19 protein-coding genes, 1 tRNA gene and 1 pseudogene are annotated in these 21,353 nt (G+C 62.8%); 13 read left to right on the forward strand and 8 right to left on the reverse strand.

Going from position 1 to position 21,353, the window contains the following annotated elements; genetic code table 11:
- Window positions 1–260 precede the first annotated feature (260 nt).
- Together EGJ09_RS14625 and EGJ09_RS14630 are read left to right on the forward strand one after the other, a co-directional pair.
- Window positions 261–1,151 (forward strand): alpha/beta fold hydrolase, encoded by an 891-nt coding sequence (locus EGJ09_RS14625; RefSeq protein ID WP_046784933.1) that lies wholly within the window; start codon window positions 261–263, stop codon window positions 1,149–1,151.
- A 119-nt stretch (window positions 1,152–1,270) separates the two neighbouring features.
- Window positions 1,271–1,344 (forward strand) — tRNA-Gly (locus EGJ09_RS14630).
- Between the two features lie 92 nt (window positions 1,345–1,436).
- Here the strand turns inward: EGJ09_RS14630 and EGJ09_RS14635 are convergent.
- The gene (locus EGJ09_RS14635) at window positions 1,437–2,504 is read right to left on the reverse strand and encodes a glycerophosphodiester phosphodiesterase (protein WP_125924246.1); all 1,068 of its coding nucleotides are present in this window, start codon (window positions 2,502–2,504) and stop codon (window positions 1,437–1,439) included.
- Window positions 2,505–2,617: 113 nt separating this feature from the next.
- On the opposite strand from EGJ09_RS14635, the gene EGJ09_RS14640 reads away from it, so the two are divergent.
- A complete protein-coding gene (locus EGJ09_RS14640) occupies window positions 2,618–3,631 on the forward strand; it encodes a DUF4917 family protein (protein WP_125924247.1) in 1,014 nt (337 codons plus the stop codon).
- 31 nt (window positions 3,632–3,662) lie between these two features.
- Here the strand turns inward: EGJ09_RS14640 and EGJ09_RS14645 are convergent, their stop codons facing one another.
- Both EGJ09_RS14645 and EGJ09_RS14650 read right to left on the reverse strand, forming a co-directional pair.
- Window positions 3,663–4,892: an SAM-dependent methyltransferase gene (locus tag EGJ09_RS14645; protein ID WP_125924248.1), complete on the reverse strand. Its 1,230-nt coding sequence runs from the start codon at window positions 4,890–4,892 to the stop codon at window positions 3,663–3,665.
- Window positions 4,893–4,991: 99 nt separating this feature from the next.
- Window positions 4,992–5,609, reverse strand: a complete 618-nt coding sequence (locus tag EGJ09_RS14650; protein ID WP_046784931.1) for a TPM domain-containing protein — start codon at window positions 5,607–5,609, stop codon at window positions 4,992–4,994.
- 186 nt (window positions 5,610–5,795) lie between these two features.
- Here EGJ09_RS14650 and bglX point away from each other — a divergent pair, with 186 nt between their 5' ends.
- From bglX to EGJ09_RS14680, 6 genes and pseudogenes are all read left to right on the forward strand, one after another.
- Window positions 5,796–8,087, forward strand: coding sequence for a beta-glucosidase BglX (gene bglX, locus EGJ09_RS14655; protein ID WP_125924249.1), 2,292 nt, complete (start codon window positions 5,796–5,798; stop codon window positions 8,085–8,087).
- Between the two features lie 81 nt (window positions 8,088–8,168).
- A complete protein-coding gene (locus EGJ09_RS14660) occupies window positions 8,169–9,926 on the forward strand; it encodes an ATP-binding protein (protein ID WP_125924250.1) in 1,758 nt (585 codons plus the stop codon).
- On the forward strand, window positions 9,920–11,254 hold the full coding sequence (locus EGJ09_RS14665) for a sigma-54 dependent transcriptional regulator (protein ID WP_046784929.1): 1,335 nt from the start codon (window positions 9,920–9,922) through the stop codon (window positions 11,252–11,254). The genes EGJ09_RS14660 and EGJ09_RS14665 overlap by 7 nt, the downstream gene beginning before the upstream one ends.
- Before the next feature lie 277 nt (window positions 11,255–11,531).
- The gene (locus EGJ09_RS14670) at window positions 11,532–12,851 is read left to right on the forward strand and encodes an MFS transporter (RefSeq protein WP_046784965.1); all 1,320 of its coding nucleotides are present in this window, start codon (window positions 11,532–11,534) and stop codon (window positions 12,849–12,851) included.
- A gap of 388 nt (window positions 12,852–13,239) precedes the next feature.
- Window positions 13,240–13,485, forward strand: a pseudogene (locus tag EGJ09_RS14675) (hypothetical protein); the annotation flags it as partial.
- Between the two features lie 119 nt (window positions 13,486–13,604).
- Window positions 13,605–14,210 carry a flavin reductase family protein gene (locus EGJ09_RS14680; RefSeq protein WP_125924252.1) on the forward strand — a complete coding sequence of 202 codons (606 nt, stop codon included), beginning with the start codon at window positions 13,605–13,607 and terminating at the stop codon, window positions 14,208–14,210.
- On the opposite strand, the gene EGJ09_RS14685 is transcribed toward EGJ09_RS14680, so the two are convergent.
- Complete coding sequence (locus tag EGJ09_RS14685) at window positions 14,211–14,444, reverse strand: hypothetical protein (RefSeq protein ID WP_115275480.1); 234 nt, start codon at window positions 14,442–14,444, stop codon at window positions 14,211–14,213.
- Between the two features lie 56 nt (window positions 14,445–14,500).
- Window positions 14,501–14,794, reverse strand: a complete 294-nt coding sequence (locus EGJ09_RS14690) for a putative quinol monooxygenase (protein WP_012312958.1) — start codon at window positions 14,792–14,794, stop codon at window positions 14,501–14,503.
- Between the two features lie 202 nt (window positions 14,795–14,996).
- On the opposite strand from EGJ09_RS14690, the gene EGJ09_RS14695 reads away from it, so the two are divergent.
- Window positions 14,997–15,917: an AraC family transcriptional regulator gene (locus EGJ09_RS14695; RefSeq protein ID WP_039604874.1), complete on the forward strand. Its 921-nt coding sequence runs from the start codon at window positions 14,997–14,999 to the stop codon at window positions 15,915–15,917.
- Window positions 15,918–15,929: 12 nt separating this feature from the next.
- On the opposite strand, the gene EGJ09_RS14700 is transcribed toward EGJ09_RS14695, so the two are convergent.
- On the reverse strand, window positions 15,930–17,567 hold the full coding sequence (locus tag EGJ09_RS14700) for a 5-guanidino-2-oxopentanoate decarboxylase (RefSeq protein WP_125924253.1): 1,638 nt from the start codon (window positions 17,565–17,567) through the stop codon (window positions 15,930–15,932).
- Window positions 17,568–17,680: 113 nt separating this feature from the next.
- Here EGJ09_RS14700 and EGJ09_RS14705 point away from each other — a divergent pair, with 113 nt between their 5' ends.
- Window positions 17,681–18,559 (forward strand): LysR substrate-binding domain-containing protein, encoded by an 879-nt coding sequence (locus EGJ09_RS14705; RefSeq protein ID WP_125924254.1) that lies wholly within the window; start codon window positions 17,681–17,683, stop codon window positions 18,557–18,559.
- Here EGJ09_RS14705 and EGJ09_RS14710 read toward each other — a convergent pair.
- Both EGJ09_RS14710 and EGJ09_RS14715 read right to left on the reverse strand, forming a co-directional pair.
- The gene (locus EGJ09_RS14710) at window positions 18,553–19,167 is read right to left on the reverse strand and encodes an NAD(P)-dependent oxidoreductase (RefSeq protein ID WP_125924255.1); all 615 of its coding nucleotides are present in this window, start codon (window positions 19,165–19,167) and stop codon (window positions 18,553–18,555) included. The genes EGJ09_RS14705 and EGJ09_RS14710 overlap by 7 nt on opposite strands.
- 27 nt (window positions 19,168–19,194) lie before the next feature.
- The gene (locus EGJ09_RS14715; protein WP_125924256.1) at window positions 19,195–20,070 is read right to left on the reverse strand and encodes an MBL fold metallo-hydrolase; all 876 of its coding nucleotides are present in this window, start codon (window positions 20,068–20,070) and stop codon (window positions 19,195–19,197) included.
- Window positions 20,071–20,174: 104 nt separating this feature from the next.
- Here EGJ09_RS14715 and EGJ09_RS14720 point away from each other — a divergent pair, with 104 nt between their 5' ends.
- Together EGJ09_RS14720 and EGJ09_RS26580 are read left to right on the forward strand one after the other, a co-directional pair.
- Window positions 20,175–21,083 carry a LysR family transcriptional regulator gene (locus EGJ09_RS14720; protein ID WP_115273676.1) on the forward strand — a complete coding sequence of 303 codons (909 nt, stop codon included), beginning with the start codon at window positions 20,175–20,177 and terminating at the stop codon, window positions 21,081–21,083.
- Between the two features lie 126 nt (window positions 21,084–21,209).
- The gene (locus EGJ09_RS26580; protein ID WP_168216568.1) at window positions 21,210–21,350 is read left to right on the forward strand and encodes a hypothetical protein; all 141 of its coding nucleotides are present in this window, start codon (window positions 21,210–21,212) and stop codon (window positions 21,348–21,350) included.
- The last annotated feature ends 3 nt before the right edge of the window (window positions 21,351–21,353 follow it).

The raw sequence follows: 21,353 nt of genomic DNA on the forward strand, positions 1-21,353 counted from the left end.
CAACCCACTGCTTGACTCCTAACTTGTCGGTCCGTGCGTGACTCGCCAGTCACGCCGCGCGCCAGACACCTTTTTGCCGGCTACCCAAGGCCTCGATGCCTTGGAGCACGGCAAATTGCCCGCCAAAAACAATACCGTCGACACGTGTGCCAAGGATCGACACAGGGCCCCGGTAACTCCTTCAGGCAAATGCCTACCTGTCATAAAGAACGTGCACCCTAGGTGACGCGAACACCCTTTTTGCGCCAGGAGTCGATGACATGAGGCCAGAAATCGCTGTACTTGATATCCAAGGTCAGTATCGGGTTTACACGGAGTTCCATCGCGCGGATGCAGCCGAGAAGACGATCATCCTGATCAATGGCTCACTGGCCACCACGGCTTCGTTCGCCCAGACGGTGCGTAACCTGCACCCACAATTCAACGTCGTGCTGTACGACCAGCCCTACTCCGGCAAGTCCAAGGCGCACAACCGCCAGGAACGCCTGATCAGCAAGGAAGACGAGGCGCATATCCTGCTTGAGCTGATCGAGCACTTCCAGGCCGACCACGTGATGTCGTTCTCCTGGGGCGGTGCCTGCACCCTGCTGGCGCTGGCGCACCAGCCTCGCATGGTGAAAAAGGCAGTGGTCAGCTCGTTCTCACCGGTGATCAACGAACCGATGCGCGACTACCTGAACCGTGGTTGCCAGTACCTGGCTGCCTGCGATCGCTACCAGGTCGGCAACCTGGTCAACGACACCATCGGCAAGCACCTGCCATCGCTGTTCAAGCGCTTCAACTACCGGCACGTCAGCAGCCTGGACAGCCACGAGTATGCGCAGATGCACTTCCACATCAACCAGGTGCTGCAGCATGACCTGGAACGGGCACTGCGAGGCGCGCGCAACATCGACATCCCGGTGCTGTTCATCAACGGCGACCGTGACGAGTACACCACCGCAGAAGACGCTCGCCAGTTCGGCAACCATGTCGGCAAGAGCCACTTCACGGTGATCCGTGATGCCGGGCACTTCCTGGACATGGAGAACAAGACGGCCTGCGAAGCCACACGCAGCGCGTTGCTCGGCTTCCTCAAGCCGACCGTGCGCCAGGCCCGGGCACGCACCCCGTACAATGCCAGCCAAGAGCAGCATGCATGGGCCATCTGAGTGCATCGGCGCCCTGTAGCCATGGCCTGCAGGCTATGGGCGCCGACAGCTTTTTTTCACCGGTTTATAACGAGGGCTTCTAATTCCAGGCAGGTTCTGGTAAAAAGTCGGGCGCAGACGCGGGTATAGTTTAATGGTAGAACAGTAGCTTCCCAAGCTTCCGACGAGGGTTCGATTCCCTCTACCCGCTCCACACCGCATTCCCGCATGGCGTTCAACCAGCGTCATCGCTGCCCCTGAGGCGAAGATCATCCGCAAGTCGATCTGCTTGCCACCTTCAACAGCTCAGTACCCCAGCCTTTTCAGCAAACCTGGCTCACTTTCAGCCGGGCGATCATAAAAGCGCAGTAGCGCACCCGCCCTGTTGGTAAAGATCCCATCCACCCCTGCCTTCATGCTTGCGGCGAAGTCCTGCGCGTCATCGAGCGTATAGACGTGCACCAGCAGCCCGCGCTCATGGCTGGCCTGGTTCATCCATGGCTGAATGAGATCGGCATAGCTCTGTTCGCCCAGCTTGCTGCGCTTGGCAGAAGGCCCGGTACCGATCGCACCGCCCTGCTTGGCGAAGTCCAGCCAGCGCAGGAACTCAGCCCGGCTCTTCGGTTGCTGGCGTGCATAAAAAGCGGCCTTGTCGCTTTCGCCTGAATCCGCCAAATCTTGCCCCGAGGCCGGTGCTATGGCCTTGGTACCCACCCACAGCAGCAGAATCTTCGGTACCTGCGGCATCGCCTCGTGCAGCAACGCCAGGCTGTTGCGATCGAATGTCTGCAGCACCACGCGCCCAGGCCGATCGAGCCAGCCACGGGCCTCCAAGCGCTCTTTGAGCTGCTGTTCAATGCCTGGAAACTGGCTGGGAACCTTGGTTTCGATATACAAACCGGGCTGGCGCTGCGGGTTGCCTTCGGCAATATCGATGACTTCGTCAAGGGTAAGGATCGACAGTTTGGCGAACGATGCCCTGGCACGTGCCGGGTAGGCGATGTTGAACCAGCTGCCGGCGTCCAGTGACCTGAGCTCGGCGAGGCTGAAGGCACTGACCGGGCTGTGTTTGCGCTCGGGGAAACGCTCGGCGACATCGCTGGTACGTGACAGCTCATCGTCGTGGACCACGACCAGCACGCCGTCGCGCGTGCGCTGCAGGTCCAGTTCCAGGTAGTCGGCGCCCAACTCGCGGGCCAACAGGTAGGCAGGCCTGGTGGATTCCGGTGCGTCGTAAGAGGCGCCGCGGTGAGCGATCACGGCCGGGTATGGTATGCCGTGGGCTGCGGCGAGGGCTGTGCCGTCCGTTGCCAAGGCCACTGAGGCCGGCCCCAGTGCTGCCAAGGCCAGCATCCCGATCAAACACTTGCGCATGTGAAGTCCTCTTTCATTCTGCGAACCTTGTCGTGGCTGTAGCGCAACCCTCGCACACATTGCATGACATGCTAAAGTCGCCCCCGTTTCCCGCTCCAGCGAATGGACCCATCATGCCCGCACTAGACGCCCACCTCGCCACCTGGCAGGAACTCGCCCAACGCCACCCCTGCGATGCCCTGCTACTGGGCAACGGCGCCAGCCGCGTGCTGTGGAAATCATTCGGCTATTTCTCGCTGTTCGAGGAGGCCCAGCGCGCCGGCCGCAAGAAAGGCCTGGCAATCAGCGACCAGGCCTTGTTCAAGTCCCTGGGCACTGAATTGTTCGAGCCGGTGCTGAGCACGCTGAACCAGACTGTGCGCGCCAACGCCGCCCTGGCGATCAACTCCACCGCGCCGCTGAACCGCTACTACTCGATCAAGGAAGCGCTGATCCACGCCGTGCGTACCGTGCACCTGCCATGGCCAAAGATGCCAGCGACAACCCTGGCATCGATCAACCAAGCCTTGCGCGGCTACCGCAGTGTCTATACCAGCAACTACGACCTGATCCTGCCTTGGGCAGTGCAGCACGCACCCCAGGGCTTCGCCACGCTGTTCGATGAGCAAGGCTTCTTCGACGTACGCCGCACCCGCAGCGAAGGGACGCGCGTGCTGCATTTGCACGGCGGCCTGCACCTGCTCAAGCTGCCCGACGGTACCACCCGTCAGCGCAGCGCCGAAAGCGCCGAGCTGCTGGACGGCTTTGCCGTGAACATTCCGGGTGAAGTACCGCTGTTCGTCAACGAAGACCGCAGTGACGAAAAACTGCGCGCCATCCGCAACTCGGATTACCTGGCCTGGTGCCTGGGCCAGTTGGCCCAGGAAAACCAGGGGCTATGCCTGTTCGGGCAGCACCTGGACAGCAGTGACCAGCACTTGCTCGAAGCGATTCGCCAGGCGCGGCCGCGCCATCTTTCGATTGCCATACGGCCATTGAGCGAGGCTTCGGTGGTCAATCAGAAGCAGCACTTTGTGGACCGCTTTGGTGATCTGGTGGGGACAGCGCTGCATTTCTTTGATGCGGGTACGCATCCGTTGGGGTTGGCGGAGTACGCGATAAAGATGCCAGTGCATGCAGAACACTGACAGGCGCTCGGGGACGAGCGCCACAGCCGACTTACGCTGAGATGGGGGGAATCAACCCGTCGTTGCGCAACAACGTCTCCAGGCAATGCTCCTGCACCCCATAAAACGCTTTCAGTTGCGCAATCTTTTCCAGCAGCGCTTGCGCCGCTACGGGCTGCTTGCGCTTCACCGCAAGAATCATCTTGTTCTTGTTGGTGTGCTCAAGCGAGATGAACTCGAACACCTTGGTCTCGTAACCACAGGCTTCCAGATACAGCGCGCGCAAGCTGTCGGTGAGCATCTCGGCCTGCTGCCCCAGATGCAGGCCGTATTGCAGCATCGGCTGCAGCAAGCCCGGGCTGTGCAGTTGCGGGCGAATCTGCTTGTGACAGCACGGCGAGCACATGATGATCGCGGCGTTGCAACGGATTCCGGTGTGGATCGCGTAATCGGTGGCAATGTCGCAGGCATGCAGGGCGATCATCACCTCGATGGCCTCGGGTACTACGCTGCGCACGTCACCGCATTGAAACTCCAGGCCCGGGTGCTCCAGACGCGCAGCCGCTGCATTGCACAAATCGACCATGTCCTGACGCAGCTCCACCCCAGTCACCTGGGCTGCGCGGCCCAGGCTGTTGCTCAGGTAGTCGTGCATGGCGAAGGTCAGGTAGCCCTTGCCTGAGCCAAAGTCGGCCACCCGCAGCACCTGGTCAGCCGGCACCGGCGCATTGGCCAGTGCGTGATCGAACACTTCAACGAACTTGTTGATCTGCTTCCACTTGCGCGACATGGACGGGATCAGCGCACCCTGTGCGTCGGTCACGCCCAGATCGCGCAGGAAGGGCCGCGACAGTTCCAGGTAACGCTTCTTCTCGCGGTCGTGGCCCGTGCTGGCAGCAGCCTCGCGCGGCGCCTGGGCACCGTGGCGCTGGAGCATCGGCTTGCCCTTTTTGCTGAAGGTCAGTTGCACTTCGCCGTCGGCGTCGAACAGGTGGGCGTTGCGAAAGCTCTGCCCCAGCAGCTCGGCGATCAGTGCCTGGGCCTGGTCCAGCGGCACGTTGCGGGTGATGTCGCGGGTCTGGTGGCGGTAGACCAACGAAAGGTTGGGCTGCCCTTTTACCTGCACCGGCTTGGCGATGATCCGCTGTAGGGTCTGGTCGGCGCCGACATGGCGCGCCAGCACCAGTTTGACCAGGGTATTGCCGTGCAAGGCAGCGCTCAGCAGGTCGAGAAACTGGGCGCGCGCGTCCGGCGCGATAGAAGCGGAAGTACTGGCGGACATGGAAAACAGGTGCCTCGGATAGCGGTGAGCGCGTTGCGCAATGCCGCGCATTCTACGTTGATGCCTGGCTCAGGCGAAGGTTTTCGCGATGGGCGTGGTTCACTCTAGAATCACCAGACGGTTCGGCAGCTCGTTGCGTGCGTGGGTGCGTGGCACGTGCTCGCACAGCCGTTCACCGCAGGCCTCGATGCACTCGACAAACCCCTGCAAGGTACGGCCCTGGCGCACCTGTTCGGCGAAGCGGGCACCGATCACCGCACGCGAGTGTGCATCGAGGTGGCAATCGATACCTTGATCGACCAGGATCTCCACATGCAGCTCCGCCTCGGCCACGAAGATCAGCACCCCGGCCCCCTTGGCCGTGCAATGCAGTTTCTGCTCGCGAAACTGTTGCCGGGCCAGGCGCGATGCCTGCCAGCGGCGCAGCGCAGGGGGGACCAACCAGGCGTTCAGGCGTGGGGTACGTAGCAGCGCACAAAGGCCGATGAACAGCAGCAGGTTGGCCACCAGCAGCCCGTGCCCAACGGGCCAGCCCAGCAGCAGCTGCAAAAGGCCAGGCACCACCAGCGCCAGCACGGCGGCCCAGAACAGTGGAAGGTAGGCGTAATCATCGGCACGCCGGGCCAGCACGGTCACCAGCTCGGCATCGGTGCGCCGTTCCACGCGCGCGATGGCCTCAGCGATCTGGCGCTGCTCGTATTCGTCGAGGGAAGTCATGCCTTCGGTCTCTGATCGTTTTTATAGTTGTTGTCCCGGCACTCGGGTGATCCTCAGCGAGCGCCATAATCAGGCATAATCCGCCGCTGGAATTAATGCCGGTGAATCGTACAACAATAGCCGCCTGAAAACTTCGGCCGCGCGCGTATCACCGTGGATACGGCACAGGCCTCGACAACGGAATTCATGATGAAACTGTCTTTGCTGGGCCTGGCCTTGGGCCTTGCCAGCCAGGCGGCCCTTGCCGCCCCCACCGCCCCGCCCCTGCAGGACAAGCAGGCATTCATCGAGCATCTGATCAGCCAGATGACCGAGGCTGAAAAGATCGGCCAGCTGCGCCTGATCAGCATCGGCCCGGAGATGCCACGCGACAAGATCCGCGAAGAAATCGCCGCAGGCCGTATCGGCGGTACCTTCAACTCGCGCACTGCCCCCGAGAACCGGCCCATGCAGGACGCCGCCATGCGCAGCCGCCTGAAGATTCCGATGTTCTTCGCCTACGACACCATCCACGGCGAGCGCACCATTTTCCCGATCGGCCTGGGGCTGGCTGCCACCTGGGATATGGACGCCATCGCCAAGGTCGGCCGCACCTCGGCCATCGAAGCCGCCGCCGACGCCCTGGACATGACCTTTGCACCCATGGTCGACATCGCCCGCGACCCTCGCTGGGGCCGCACCAGCGAGGGTTTCGGTGAGGACACCTACCTGACCTCGAGGATCGGCCAGGCGATGGTCCGCTCGTTCCAGGGCAGCAGCCCGGCCAACCCGGACAGCATCATGGCCATCGTCAAGCACTTCGCCCTGTATGGCGCGGTGGAAGGCGGGCGCGACTACAACACGGTCGATATGAGCCTGCCGAAGATGTACAACGACTACCTGCCGCCCTACCGCGCCGCGCTCGACGCCGGTGCCGGCGGGGTAATGGTGGCGCTGAACTCGATCAACGGCGTGCCGGCCACCTCCAATACCTGGCTGATGAACGACCTGCTGCGCAAGGAGTGGGGCTTCAAGGGCGTGACCATCAGTGACCACGGTGCCATCCAGGAACTGATCCGCCACGGCGTCGCCCACGATGGTCGCGAAGCGGCCAAGCTGGCGATCAAGGCTGGCATCGACATGAGCATGAACGACACCCTGTATGGCGAAGAGCTGCCAGGGCTGCTCAAGTCAGGCGAGGTGACCCAGGCCGAACTGGACCAGGCCGTGCGCGAAGTACTGGGCGCCAAGTATGAAATGGGCCTGTTCAAGGACCCATACGTGCGGATCGGCAAGGCCGAAACCGACCTGAAGGATTACTACGGCGAAGACCGCCTGCACCGTGACGCCGCGCGCGACGTGGCGCGCCGCAGCCTGGTGCTGCTGGAAAACCGCAAGCAGACCCTGCCGCTGAAAAAAGCCGGCACCATTGCCCTGGTCGGCCCGCTGGCCGATGCGCCGATCGACATGATGGGCAGCTGGGCTGCCGACGGCAAACCGATGCACTCGGTCACCGTGCGCGAAGGCCTGCGCCGCGCCGTCGAGGGCAAGGCCAAGCTGGTCTATGCCAAAGGCTCCAACGTTACCGGCGACAAGGCGATCGTCGATTACCTCAACTTCCTCAACTTCGATGCCCCGGAAATCGTTGACGATCCGCGCCCGGCCGCTGTGCTGATCGATGAAGCGGTCAAAGCAGCGAAGCAATCCGATGTGGTGGTGGCGGTGGTGGGCGAGTCCCGCGGCATGTCCCACGAGTCGTCCAGCCGCACCACCCTGGAGATCCCGGCCAGCCAGCGCGAGCTGATCAAGGCCCTGAAAGCCACTGGCAAGCCGCTGGTACTGGTGCTGATGAACGGCCGGCCGCTGTCGATCGCCTGGGAACGCGAACAGGCCGATGCCATCCTGGAAACCTGGTTCGCTGGCACCGAGGGCGGCAATGCCATCGCCGACGTGCTGTTCGGTGACTACAACCCTTCGGGCAAGCTGGCCATCACCTTCCCGCGTTCGGTCGGGCAGATCCCGATGTACTACAACCACACGCGCATTGGCCGCCCGTTCACCCCAGGCAAGCCGGGCAACTACACCTCACAGTACTTCGAAGAGCCAAACGGCCCGCTGTACCCGTTCGGTTACGGCTTGAGCTACAGCACCTTCGAGCTGTCGGGGCTGAACTTGTCGCACAAGGACCTCAAGCGTGGCGACACGCTGGAGGCCAAGGTGACGGTGAAGAACACCGGCAAGGTGGATGGCGAGACCGTGGTCCAGTTGTACCTGCAGGACGTAGCAGCATCCATGAGCCGCCCGGTGAAGGAGCTTAAAAACTTCCAGAAAGTGATGCTCAAGGCCGGTGAGTCGCGGACCTTGGCCTTCCGCATCAGCGAGGAAGACCTGAAGTTCTTCAATGGACAGCTGCAGCGAGTGGCTGAGCCCGGCGCGTTCAATGTCCAGGTCGGGCTGGACTCAGAGGCCGTGCAGCAAAAGAGCTTCGAACTGCTGTAACTGGCTGCAAGCCTTACCGTCCTATCGCTGGCTTGACGGCGATAGGACGGTAATGACAACTCCATCATCCGGACCTGCCCCATGCCATTTTCCTTTCGCGCCCTGCGTCTGGGGCTGATCACCCTGCTGATCTTCGCTGGCACCGCGCTCAGTGCCGGCTGGGCCATGCACCAGGCCAAGCGTCAGGCCATGGAGGATGACGCCCGTCGTGCCAGCCAGCAGTTGGGGCTGTACGCCACCTCGCTGCATACCCTGATCGAACGCTATCGCGCCCTGCCCGCCGTGCTGGCGTTGGACCCGGAACTGATTCAGGCTCTGCGCGGCCCGATCAGCGAGCCGGTACAGGACGCACTCAACCGCAAGCTCGAACGAATAAATGGTGCAGCCAATTCCTCCACCCTGGAGCTGCTCGACCACACCGGGCTTGCCGTGGCGGCCAGCAACTGGCGCTTGCCCACCACCTACGTAGGCTCCAACTACGGCTTTCGTCCGTATTTCAAGCAAACCCGCAGCCAGGGTAGCGGCCGCTTCTATGCCGTTGGCGTGACCAGTGGCGTGCCGGGGTATTTCCTGTCCAGCGCAGTCACTGACGAACAAGGCCGTTTTCTCGGGGCCATGGTGGTGAAACTGGAGTTTCCCGAGCTGGAACGCGAGTGGCGCCAAGGCAACGACATCCTGCTGGTCAGCGATGCACGCGGCATCACCTTCATCGCCAACCAGGACGGCTGGCGTTACCGCGAGCTGCAACCGCTCAGCGGGCCCGATCGGGCAGAGCTGGCCGAGTCCCGCCAGTACGACAAGCAACCGCTGCTACCGCTGCAGCATCAGGTGCTGACCCGCTTCGCCAGCAACAGCACCCTCAGCCGCGTGCAGGGGCCTGATGGGCCTGCCGAGTACCTGTGGGAAAGCCTACCGCTGGAAAGTGAAGACTGGACCTTGCACCTGTTGCGCAAACCACAACTGGCCGCTGATGGCCGTAATGCAGCCCTGGGCGCAGCTGCCGCGTGGCTGAGCCTGGTGTTCGCTGCACTGTTCGTCAGCCAGCGCCTGCGCCTGGCCCGCTTGCGCCGGCGCAGCCGCGAAGAGCTCAAGCGCCAGGTCGAAGAGCGCACCCGCGAGCTGCGTACCGCCCAGGAGGGCCTGGTGCAGTCGGCCAAACTGGCCGCACTGGGGCAGATGTCAGCCGCCATGGCCCACGAGATCAACCAGCCGCTGACGACCCAGCGCATGCAACTGGAAACCCTGCGCCTGCTGCTCGACCACGGCCGCTACGACGAGGCACGCCAGGCCCTGGAGCCGCTGGAGCAGATGCTCACGCGCATGGCCGCGCTCACCAGCCACCTGAAAACCTTCGCCCGTAACAGCCCGGTCGGCCTGCGCGAGCGGCTGGACCTGGCGACCGTTGTCGATCAGGCCCTGCACCTGCTGGACACACGCATCCGCAGCGACGAGGTCGAAGTGGCCCTCTACCTGGCGCGCCCGGCATGGGTACGCGGTGATGCGATCCGCCTGGAGCAAGTGTTGATCAACCTGCTGCGCAACGCCCTCGACGCCATGGCCGACAAACGTTACAAACGCCTGGAAATCCGCATCGAACCCGAGCACGATCAATGGCGACTGAGCGTGCTCGACTCTGGCGGCGGGATTGCCGAGACCGACCTGGCCAGGGTTTTTGACCCCTTCTTCACCACCAAACCGGTGGGTGAAGGGCTCGGCCTGGGCCTGGCGATTTCCTATGGCATCATCCATGAAGCCGGCGGCCAGTTACAGGCCGAAAACCTGCCAGGCGGTGCGCGCCTGAGCCTTACCCTGCCCCGCGACCTGGAGCCTGCATGTTGAATTCAGTGATCGTTGTCGATGATGAAGCCAGTATTCGCAGCGCCGTCGAGCAATGGTTGAACCTGTCCGGTTTCAACGTGCAGTTGTTCGCCCGCGCCGAGGACTGCCTGGCTCAGTTGCCCTGTCATTTTCCAGGGGTTGTCATCAGTGACGTGCGCATGCCGGGCATGGGCGGCTTGCAGCTGCTCGAGCGCCTGCAGGCCGATGATCCGGACCTGCCGGTCATTCTTCTGACCGGGCATGGCGATGTGCCGATGGCGGTCGAGGCCATGCGCAACGGCGCCTACGATTTCCTGGAAAAACCCTTCACGCCACAGCACCTGCTCGGGAGCCTGCGCCGCGCGCTGGAGAAGCGCCAGCTGGTGCTGGAGAACCGCCGCCTGCATGAGCAGGCAGACCTCAAGTCGCGCCTGGAATCCACGCTTCTGGGTATGTCCCAAGGCCTGCAGCAATTGCGTCGGCAGGTGCTGGACCTGGCCAGCCTGCCGGTCAATGTGCTGATTCGCGGCGAAACCGGGAGTGGCAAGGAGCGCGTGGCGCGCTGCCTGCACGACTTCGGCCCGCGTGCAGGCAAGCCCTTCGTGGCGCTCAACTGTGCAGCCATCCCTGAGTCGCTGTTCGAAGCCGAACTGTTCGGCCACGAAAGCGGTGCCTTTACCGGCGCCCAAGGCAAGCGCATCGGCAAGCTCGAATATGCCAACGGCGGCACGGTGTTTCTCGATGAAATCGAAAGCATGCCATTGGCCCAGCAGGCCAAGCTGCTGCGGGTGATCCAGGAGCAGAAGCTGGAAAGGCTGGGGGCCAATCAGAGCATCAGCGTCGACCTGCGAATTATCGCCGCCACCAAGCCCGACCTGCTCGAAGAGGCACGCGCCGGGCGTTTTCGCGAAGACCTGGCCTATCGCCTGAATGTCGCCGAACTGCGCCTGGCACCGTTGCGCGAGCGGCGCGAGGACATCCCGCTGCTGTTCGAACACTTCGCCCACGCTGCAGCCCAGAAGCTCGGCCGCTCAGCCCCGCCGTTGTCGGGTACGCAACTGGCGCAGCTGCTGTCACATGACTGGCCGGGCAACGTGCGGGAACTGGCCAATGCCGCCGAACGCCACGCGCTGGGCTTGGGTTCGCCGAGCCTTGACAGCTTGCCTGCAGGCCAATCCCTGGTAGAGCAGATGGAGGCGTTCGAGGCGCAATGTCTGCGTGTGGCGTTGCGCTTGCACAAGGGTGAGATCAAGGGCGTGATGCAAGACTTGCAACTGCCCAGGCGCACCCTCAACGAAAAAATGCAGCGCCATGGGCTGGTACGCGAGGATTTCGTCGTGCGGGAATGAGCGGAAATCCGCCTATTGGTTGATCTCAATAAGCAAAAATCCGCTTACTTCCACTCTTTTTCCTAGGCCTGCCCTGCAGTTCATCACGTGCAGGCGCAGGCCGATGCAAACCGCGGCCGGCCAGCGGCAGCGCGGCTTCCATGCAAGCTGCAGCTCCGTGAACAGCGCCACGCGCCCTCAAATGAATCACCACGCACCCGTTTGGCACACCTTCTGCAATCTCGCTGGCAAGCTGCGCTTCGGCGCGCTCCACAAAAACAACGAGAAGGTATCCCTGATGGATAACGCCACCTCCCTGCCAACCGGGGCAGCCGTCGCGCCCGCCGCAGAAAGAACCACCGCCAGCCGCCTCAAGTCGATTTTCAGCGGCTCCATCGGCAACATGGTCGAATGGTACGACTGGTACGTATACGCCGCATTCTCGCTGTATTTCGCCAAGGCCTTCTTCCCGGCCGGCGATTCCACCGCACAACTGCTCAACACCGCCGCGATTTTCGCCGTGGGCTTCCTCATGCGCCCGATCGGTGGCTGGCTGATGGGCCTGTACGCCGACCGCAAGGGGCGCAAGGCCGCGCTGATGGCCTCGGTTCTGCTCATGTGCGCCGGCTCTCTGGTCATCGCCCTGACCCCGGGTTACGAAACCATCGGCGTCGCCGCCCCGGTCCTGCTGGTCATCGCCCGCCTGCTGCAAGGCCTGTCGGTAGGGGGTGAATACGGCACCTCGGCCACCTACCTCAGCGAAATGGCCAGCAAGGAGCGCCGTGGTTTCTTCTCCAGCTTCCAGTACGTGACCCTGATCTCCGGTCAGCTCATCGCCCTGGCGGTGCTGATCGTTCTGCAGCAGACGCTGACCACCGAGCAACTGTATGCCTGGGGCTGGCGCGTACCGTTCGTGATTGGCGCGCTCTGCGCGGTGGTCGCGCTGTACCTGCGCCGCGGCATGGAAGAAACCGCCTCGTTCACCAAGAAGGAAAAGGCCAAGGAAAGCCTGATGCGCACCCTGATGCGCCACCCCAAGGAACTGATGACCGTGGTCGGCCTGACCATGGGCGGTACTTTGGCCTTCTACACCTACACCACCTACATGCAGAAATACCTGGTCAACACCGTTGGCATGAGCATCAGTGATTCGACCACCATTTCGGCGGCCACACTGTTCCTGTTCATGTGCCTGCAGCCTATCATCGGCGGCCTCTCGGACAAGATCGGCCGTCGCCCGATCCTGATCGCCTTCGGCGTACTGGGCACCCTGTTCACCGTGCCGATCCTCAGCACCCTGCACACCATTGAGTCCTGGTGGGGCGCGTTCTTCCTGATCATGGCTGCGTTGATCATCGTCAGCGGTTACACCTCGATCAATGCCGTGGTCAAAGCCGAACTGTTCCCGACCGAGATCCGCGCCCTGGGTGTTGGCCTGCCTTACGCCCTGACCGTCTCGATCTTCGGCGGCACCGCAGAATACGTAGCCCTGTGGTTCAAGAGCGCCGGGATGGAGAGCGGTTTCTACTGGTACGTCACGGCGTGCATCGCTTGTTCGCTGTTGGTGTACGCGACCATGAAGGACACCAAGCAGCATTCGCGGATTACGACTGACTGACAGTGATCCTGCGGTTTGAAAAGGGGCGCCCCAGTAACTGGGCGCCCCTTTTTTTGGTTGCTCGCAAAGCTTTTGTGATGTCGCTGGTTGCATGGTTTGAGTGTTCCGGCGCCCTTGACACTCACCCGACAGCCCACCAAATCCCCGCCTTAACCCCGAATTAATACCGCTGCTGCATCCTGCGTAGGCTGGAGAGCCCAATTGCACTGCGCAACGCATCCCTGGCGTTGCCGGGCCGTACCCAGTGCGAAGTGACAATCGGTGCGCCCAAAATGATCTGATAATTCGATTGTTTAACGCCAATTTTTGCGCTTTTTAATCAAATTAATCGGCGTAGCATTGGACCCATAGAAACAAACAACCTCTTGAACCCAACGGAGCAACGACCATGAAAAACAAACTGATCCTCACCCTGGCCCTCTCGGTTTTCGCCACTGGCGCCTTCGCCGAAGATGGCTTCGAGCGCACCAAAGGCCACAGCTTCGCAGCGGCCCAGAGCCAAGCGGCCACTTACGCTGAAGACGGTTTCGACCGTACCGGTGCACAACGCTTCGCCGAAGACGGCTTCGATCGCACTGGCGCACAGCGCTTCGCCGAAGACGGCTTCGACCGCACCAACGCTCACCGCATCAGCTGATCCCTGATGCGTGCAACCAGCCCGGCCTCGGTCGGGCTTGATCATTTCCAGGCGGGCACAAGCTTGGCACACTAGGCGCCTCGTCCCCTCTGGAGGTAGGGCCACAGGCCCGACAGATGTATTACTACGAACCCGCCAAAGGCCACGGCCTGCCCCACGACCCGTTCAATGCCATCGTCGGCCCACGCCCGATCGGCTGGATCTCATCCCAGGACCGCGAAGGCCGCTTGAACCTCGCGCCCTACAGTTTCTTCAACGCCTTCAACTACATCCCACCGATCATCGGTTTCTGCAGCGTCGGGCGCAAAGACAGCCTGAACAATATCGAGCAGACCGGTGAGTTCGTCTGGAACCTGGCCACCCGCCCGCTGGCCGAAGCCATGAACCAGAGCTGCGCAGCCGTACCGGCAGAGGTGAACGAGTTCGACTTGAGCGGGTTGACGGCAACCCCGTCAAGCCTGGTGAAGGTGCCCCGCGTGGGCGAAACCCCGGTGGCTTTCGAATGCAAGGTGAGCCAGATCGTCCAGCTCAAGCGGGCCGACCAGGAACATGTGCCGAGCTGGCTGATCCTCGGCGAGGTGGTGGCGGTGCATATCGCTGAGCACCTGCTCAAGGACGGTATCTACGATACCGCGGCCGCCGAGCCGATCTTGCGAGGCGGTGGCCCGGCGGACTACTTCGAGCTGGGCAACCTGTTCAAGATGAGAAGGCCGCAGGCCTGATCACCAGACCAGCTCGCCTTCTTCACCAACGCCCTTGAGGCGTTCGAGTTCGGCGCAGGCGGCCTCATCGGCCGCCATGGCGCTCTTGAACACCTGGCCATCGAGCACCTTGTGAAAGCGCGGCGCACCGCCCATGCCCAGCGCCTTGACCGCGATAGCGGCGTTGTAGCCGCCGCCTTCCACCGGGACCATCGCCGAAACCGCTTCGAAATGCGGGAATTCTTTACGTGCCATGTTGCAATCCGCGTCGTTGATCGAGGGGCGGCATTTTACCCTGCGCGGCATGGCATTCAACCGAAGGTATGCAGATCCAGGCTGCTGACCACCTGGGCCTGCACCAGTTCGCCAAACACCTGCAAGGTCGGCGACTCGAAATAACCTGTCATCGCCTGTTGGTCACGCCAGCTCCCACTGAGCAGCCAAAGATCGGCATCGGCCTGCGAACGCTGTACGGTAAAGCTCAGGCAGCCAGGCGCGCTAAGCGACGGTTCGAGCAGGTCCCGCAGGCGCGCGCCGAGCTCCGCCGAACGACCGCTGCTGGCACGGATGAAAGCCAAATGGGTGACCGGTTGTAGAAGGGCCATTGCACGATCTCCTTGGAGCAGACGGACGGGAAAACCAGGCTGCCAAGGTTAGTGGCGCGCTCGCGCGGCGCGTTAGGCCATTACTGCACGTCGATTGCCTGATCCTGCCGCACGGCAGGATCAGGCAATCGACGTGCAGCTTTGGACTAGCGCCCGCCATTGCCCAAACCTATGCTGCGTCGGTCAGCAGAGGAAAGCCATCATGACCACCGCCCCGTCCATTGATCCGACCCTGGAAGTGCAGCGCCAGGAACTGGCCGAGCTAATCGGGCGCCATGCCGGCGAAGCCCACGGCCCCGCGTCGGCCATCGATGATCTGTACCTGGTGCGCTACACCGAGAACGTGCGCTCGGTGCCAACCCTGGCCCAGCCTGCCCTGTGCGTCCTCGCCCAAGGCAGCAAAAGCCTGTTTCTGGGCGACGAGCAGTATGCCTACGACCCGCTGCATTACATGGTGGTGTCGGTGACCCTGCCGCTCAGCGGTGCCAAGCTCGATGCCAGCCCGGAAAACCCCAGCCTCGGCCTGCGTCTGGACCTTGACCCGGCCGAGATCAGCCAGTTGATTGCCGAAAGCGGGCCGATGCTGGTGCCCAATCTGCCCTCAGGTCGCGGCCTCTATGTGGAAAGGACAGATCCGCAACTGCTCGACGCACTGCTGCGCCTGATTCGCCTGCTGGACGCCCCGCGGGACATTGCCATGCTGGCGCCGCTGATCCGGCGGGAAATCCTCTATCGCCTGTTGCGCGGCCCTCAGGGTTACCGCCTGTATGAAATTGCCCTGGCCAACAGCCAGACGCACCGGGTGTGCCAAGCCATCACCTGGCTCAATCAGAATTACCAGCAACCGCTGCGCATCGAGGACCTGGCTCGGGAGGTCAACCTCAGCACGTCAACCTTGCACCACAGGTTCAAAGCCGTGACCTCCATGAGCCCCTTGCAGTACCAGAAGCAGTTGCGCCTGCAGGAGGCCCGCCGGCTAATGCTCAACGATGGCCTCGAGGCAGCGGTGGCGGGTTATCGGGTGGGTTATGAAAGCCCATCACAGTTCAGCCGCGAGTACAGCCGGCTGTATGGCGCGCCGCCGATCCGGGATGTGGCGCGCTTGCGGGCCAGTGCCGGGTAACAGAGTGCACAATCAGCCTTCTACCACCGCCTGCCACTGGTTCTGATCGACCTGGATCAACGTCGGCCCCTTACGCTCCACTGCCCGCCCCAGGGCCGCCTGCAACTGCTGCACATCGCCAACCTGTTCCGCTTCAGCCCCCAACGCACGTGCCACGCCAATGAAATCCGGGGTATGGATATCGACCCCTACCGGCTCGATGGCACGATTGACCATGTATTTCTTGATCTCTTCATAGCCCTGGTTATTCCACAGCAGCACGATCAACGGCACCTGCGCCTCCACCGCACTGGCCAGCTCCGGCAGGGTGAACTGCAGCCCACCGTCCCCGATCAGGCACACTGCCGGGGCACGCGTGGCCGGTTGCTCGGCGCTGCCCAGCCACGCCCCCATCGCCGCCGGCAGTGCATAACCCAAGGTGCCGTAACCGGTCGAGGCATTGAACCAGCGGCGTGGCTGATCCATATCCAGGGTCAGGTTGCCGGTGTACACAGGCTGAGTCGAATCACCCACCAGGATGGCGTTGGGCAAGCGTTCCAGAATGCTGGTCAGCAGGCGGGTCTGGCTCAGGGTTGGCTGGTCCCAGGTAGCGTTCAGTGACGTGCGCAGGCGCTGCGCGCGTGCCGCCCCCCACGTGCCATCGCGGGCAGGCTGTGGCAGGTCGTGCAAGGCATCGAGCAATGCCTGTGCTGCCAGCTCGGCATCGGCGACCAGCGCCAGCTCCGGCAGGTAATTGCGCACGGTCTGGTCCGGATCGATGTCGATGCGCAGCAGTGCGCCGGGGATTTCAAAGCCGCCCTTGAACGTCACGTCGTAGTCGGTTTCAGCCAGTTCGGTGCCAATCGCCAGCACTACATCAGCCTCAGCCACCAGCGCGCGGGTGGCGACCAGCGACTGGGTCGAACCGATCTGCAACGGATGGTCAGAGGGCAGCAGGCCCTTTGCATTGATGGTCAGAGCCACAGGGGCCTGCAGGTACTCGGCCATGCGCGCCAGCGCAGGGCCAGCAGCCAAAGCACCGCCGCCTGCCAGGATCAAAGGCTTGCGCGCCTTGGCCAGGCGTTCGGCCATCAGTGCCACAGCCTGCGGCGCGGCGCCCGCGCGGCTACTGCGTACAGGGCGGCCCGGTAGCAGATGGTCAGCAGGCTCGACCAGCACGTCCAGCGGAATCTCGATATGTACCGGGCGCGGCCGGGCGCCATCGAACACGGCAAACGCGCGCGCCAGTACCTGTGGCAAGTCATCAGCGCTCATCAAGGTTTGCGAGAAGGCGGCCACCCCAGCCACCAGGGCGCTCTGGTTGGGCAGCTCGTGCAGCTTGCCACGGCCACCACCCAGCTGGCTGCGCGATTGCACGCTGGAAATCACCAGCATCGGGATCGAATCGGCGTAGGCCTGGCCCATCGCGGTGGTGATGTTGGTCATCCCAGGGCCGGTGATGATGAAACATACACCCGGCTTGCCACGCGTACGCGCATAGCCGTCAGCCATGAACCCGGCGCCTTGCTCATGGCGCGGTGTGATATGGCGGATGGACGAGCCCGCCAGCCCTCGGTAGAGCTCCACGGTATGTACGCCGGGGATGCCGAAGACATGGTCTACGCCATAGCCTTCGAGGAGTTTGACCAGTACTTCGCCGCAGGTAGCCATCGCGTTTCACCTTGGATCTTGTTGGAATCTGCGCTCATTGGACCCAACGCACAGCTATCGCCACAAGGCAAAAAAACACATAATAGCAATGTCCTGTAATCATGGCTTGCGCGATGAAACGCCTTCCACCGCTTTCCGCTCTGCACACCTTCCTGATCACCGCTCAGCACTGCAACTTCACCCGTGCCGCACAGCAGTTGCATATCACCCAGGGCGCCGTCAGCCGGCAGATCGCCGGGCTCGAAGAGCACCTGGGGTATGCCCTGTTCCAACGCCAGGCCCGCGGCCTGAGCCTGACGCGTGAAGGCCAGGACTGGCTGCCGCGCGTGCAACAGGTGTTCGCCTTGATCGAACAGGGTGTGCGCGAGGTGGGCGGGCGCAGCGCGACCTTGCAGCTCAAGGCGCCGACCTGCGTGATGCGCTGGCTGTTGCCGCGCCTGATGGAATGGCAGGCACTGCGCCCGGATGTGCCGGTAGAGCTGACCACCACGGTGCAACATGGCGTGGATTTTCGGCGCGAAGGGTTCGATGCGGCGGTGGTCTATGGCAGCTTGCCCAATCATGGGCTGCGGGTGCGCAAGCTGTTCGATGAGCAACTCACGCCCGTCTGCGCGCCATCGTTACTGGCTGGGCCTTTACCACTGAAGCAGGTCGAGGACCTGGCGCGCCATATGCTGCTGCACCCATCGCGGGATGAGCATGACTGGCGCCTGTGGCTGCAAGCGGCCGGTGCGTCACTCGACCTGCACGGGCCGAAGCAGCACTTCGAGACGCTGGACATGGCCATGGCCATGGCATCCCAGGGCACTGGGGTTGCCATTGGCGATTGGGCATTGATTGGCGATGACCTGCGCGGCGGGCGTTTGTGCATGCCCTTCGGGTTGAAGGTGACCACCGGCAAAGCCTATTACCTGGCCTGCCAGTCCAAAAGCTTGCCAGCAGGGCTGGCCGAGCTGATGGACTGGCTGGAGGGCCGTGCCGAGGCTCAGTAACCGACGGTAAACCGCTGCCGCGAATGCGCCGGTTTCTCCAGTTCATCGAGCATGGCAATGGCGTAGTCGGCAAAGGTAATCCAGCTCTTGCCATCGGCGCCGATCAGCAGGTGGTCCTTGCCCAAGGTGTAATGCCCTGTCCGCTCCCCTTCGACGAACTCAGCCGACGGCGACAGGAAGGTCCAGTCCAGGTTCTGTTCCTGGCGCAGCACCTCAAGAAAGCGTACACCGGCGCTGGCCTCGGCCTTGTAAGCCTCGGGAAAGTCCGGGCTGTCGATGACCCGATGCCCGGAAGGCAACAGCAGGCTGCCGGCGCCCCCGACCACCAACAGGCGTTTGACGCCCGCACGCTTGACCGGCTCGATGATCGCATGCGGCTCGATGGTCGAAAAATGCGCAGCGCTCAGCACCGCCTCCACACCCGCCAGCGCCTTGTGCAGCGCCGCGCTGTCCTTGACGTCGAGCGCCTGCACGGTCACGCCCGCGCGCCCCTGCAGTGTCGAAGGGTCGCGGGCAATGGCGAGCACACTGTGCCCGCGGCGCAACGCCTCTTCCAGCAGTTGGCTGCCAGCGCGGCCAGTAGCACCGATGATTGCGATCTTGCTCATGAGGAACACTCCTTCAGTTGAATGGAATTACCACTTCATCTCGCCCTTGGCGACCTTGGCACCGAGCTCCAGCGAGCTCTCGTCGGCCAGGCCCGGGTAACGCTTCTTCATTGCGCCGATCAGCCCATCGGCGTCTTTGGCCTTGGCCGCTTCAACATCGAACGCCTGGATGTAGCTCGCCGTGAAATGCACGGCATCGAGCGAATGATCGCTCTGCCCCAAGTAGTGGCCGGCCACGACAGTACGCGGTGACAGCTGCTCGATATGCTTGAGCGTGCCAAGCCAATCCGCATGCGACTTGGCTGACTGGGTATCGGCCATCCAGACATGGATGTTTTCGGAGACCACCACCCCACCCACCACCGCCTTGATCGACGGAATCCAGACAAAACTGCGCTCAGGTTGCGGGCCATCCAGCCCCATGACTTCGAGCGGCTGCTCCTCCAGCATCAGGCGATTGCCATCGAGCACCTGTGGCACCACCAGCCACGCCGGTTTGTCGGAGCCCATCTGCGGGCCCCAGTAAGCCAGCTTGGCATCCATGGTCTGGCGGATATGGGCAACGGTGGCGGCCGACGCAACCACGCTGGCCTCAGGGAAGGCCTGGGTCAGGGTGTCGAGGCCGAAGTAGTAGTCCGGGTCGCCATGGCTGATGTAGATGGTCGTCAGGTGTTTGCCGCCAGCACGCAGGCGTTGCACCAGCTGTTCGGCCTGGGCCTTGCCGAACTGGGCGTCGACCAGGATGGCGTCCTTTTCGCCACTGACGATTACCGAGCTGACCGGGAAGATGGCCTCATGGCCTGGGTTGTAAATGTCCAGTTGCAACGGCTCGGCAGCCTGGGCCTGGCCAGCCAGGGCGACACATGCCAGCACCAGGCTGCGCAAGGGAGTGTATATCGACATGCTCTGTGACCGTCCGCGAGAAGAATGATCAACAGCTTAGTTGCCCGATCCATGACAAAAAATGCGATGCTCGAACATAGTTTGTTTCTGAAATCGGGCAAATCATGGACCGTTTGAACGCGATGCGCGTTTTTGTCACCGTCGTCGACCTGGGCAGCCAGTCGGCGGCGGCCGATCAACTGCAGCTGTCCCGCCCGGTGGTCTCGCGCTACCTCGCCGAGCTGGAGGACTGGGTTGGCGCGCGCTTGATGCAGCGCACCACGCGCAAATTGAGCCTGACCGCCGCTGGCCTGGAGACCCTGCCCCGCTGCCGGCATCTGCTGGAACTGGCCGGCGACCTGCAGGCCGCCGTGCAGCAACCGGCGGATGCGCCCCGTGGCGCCCTGCGCATCAGCGTCAGTACCTCATTCGGCCAGGCACAACTGGTGGATGCGGTTGCCGCGTATGTGCGCCGCTACCCTGGGGTGAGAGTCGAGCTGCAGATGCTTGATCGCACGGTCAACCTGGTGGACGAGCGCATCGACCTGGCCATCCGCACCAGCAACGACCTGGACCCGAACCTCATCGCCCGGCGCCTCACTGTATGCCGCTCAGTCGTCTGCGCGGCACCCGCCTACTTGCATGAGCATGGCACCCCGCAACGGGTCGAGGAACTGAGCCAGCACAATTGCCTTACTCATGCCTACTTCGGCCACAGCGTCTGGCATTTCGAAGTGGGCGGCCAGCCGATCACTGTCCCGGTCGAAGGTAATATCAGTGCCAACGAGGCCATGACCCTGCAGAAGGCGGCACTGGCCGGTGCGGGGGTCGCCATGCTGCCGACTTACCAGGCTGCCGCGGCCCTGCGTACAGGCGAACTGGTGCGCCTGCTGCCTGATGCACGCCCGCAGGAGCTGAACCTGAATGCGGTGTACACATCACGCAAGCATATGCCGGCGACCTTGCGCAGCATGCTGGATTTTCTGGCGCAGCGGTTCAGGGACGAACCGGAGTGGGATAAAGATTTGTTGTGAACTGCCGCGCAACCGGGCTGTTGCGTCAAGCGTCCACCTGTGATTGACCTATGCTTGAGGTATCACCTGTTTTTGCAACAGGAGGTGAGCACCATGGGCATCAAATCAAGAAGAGTCGCCCTTGTCATGGCAATGACTGCAGCCGTCGGGCTTTACGGCTCCGCCTGCTGGCGCGCCGAGCTGCTACGCAGCCAGCCCAACGCGGCAGCCAGTTGCGAGCAGGCGCACTGCGTGCCGCACACCGCCACCTTGAGCGCCGTCCGCTGAGCC

Origin of the sequence: Pseudomonas sp. p106 (assembly GCF_003936645.1) — a bacterium.
Lineage (GTDB): Bacteria > Pseudomonadota > Gammaproteobacteria > Pseudomonadales > Pseudomonadaceae > Aquipseudomonas > Aquipseudomonas putida_E.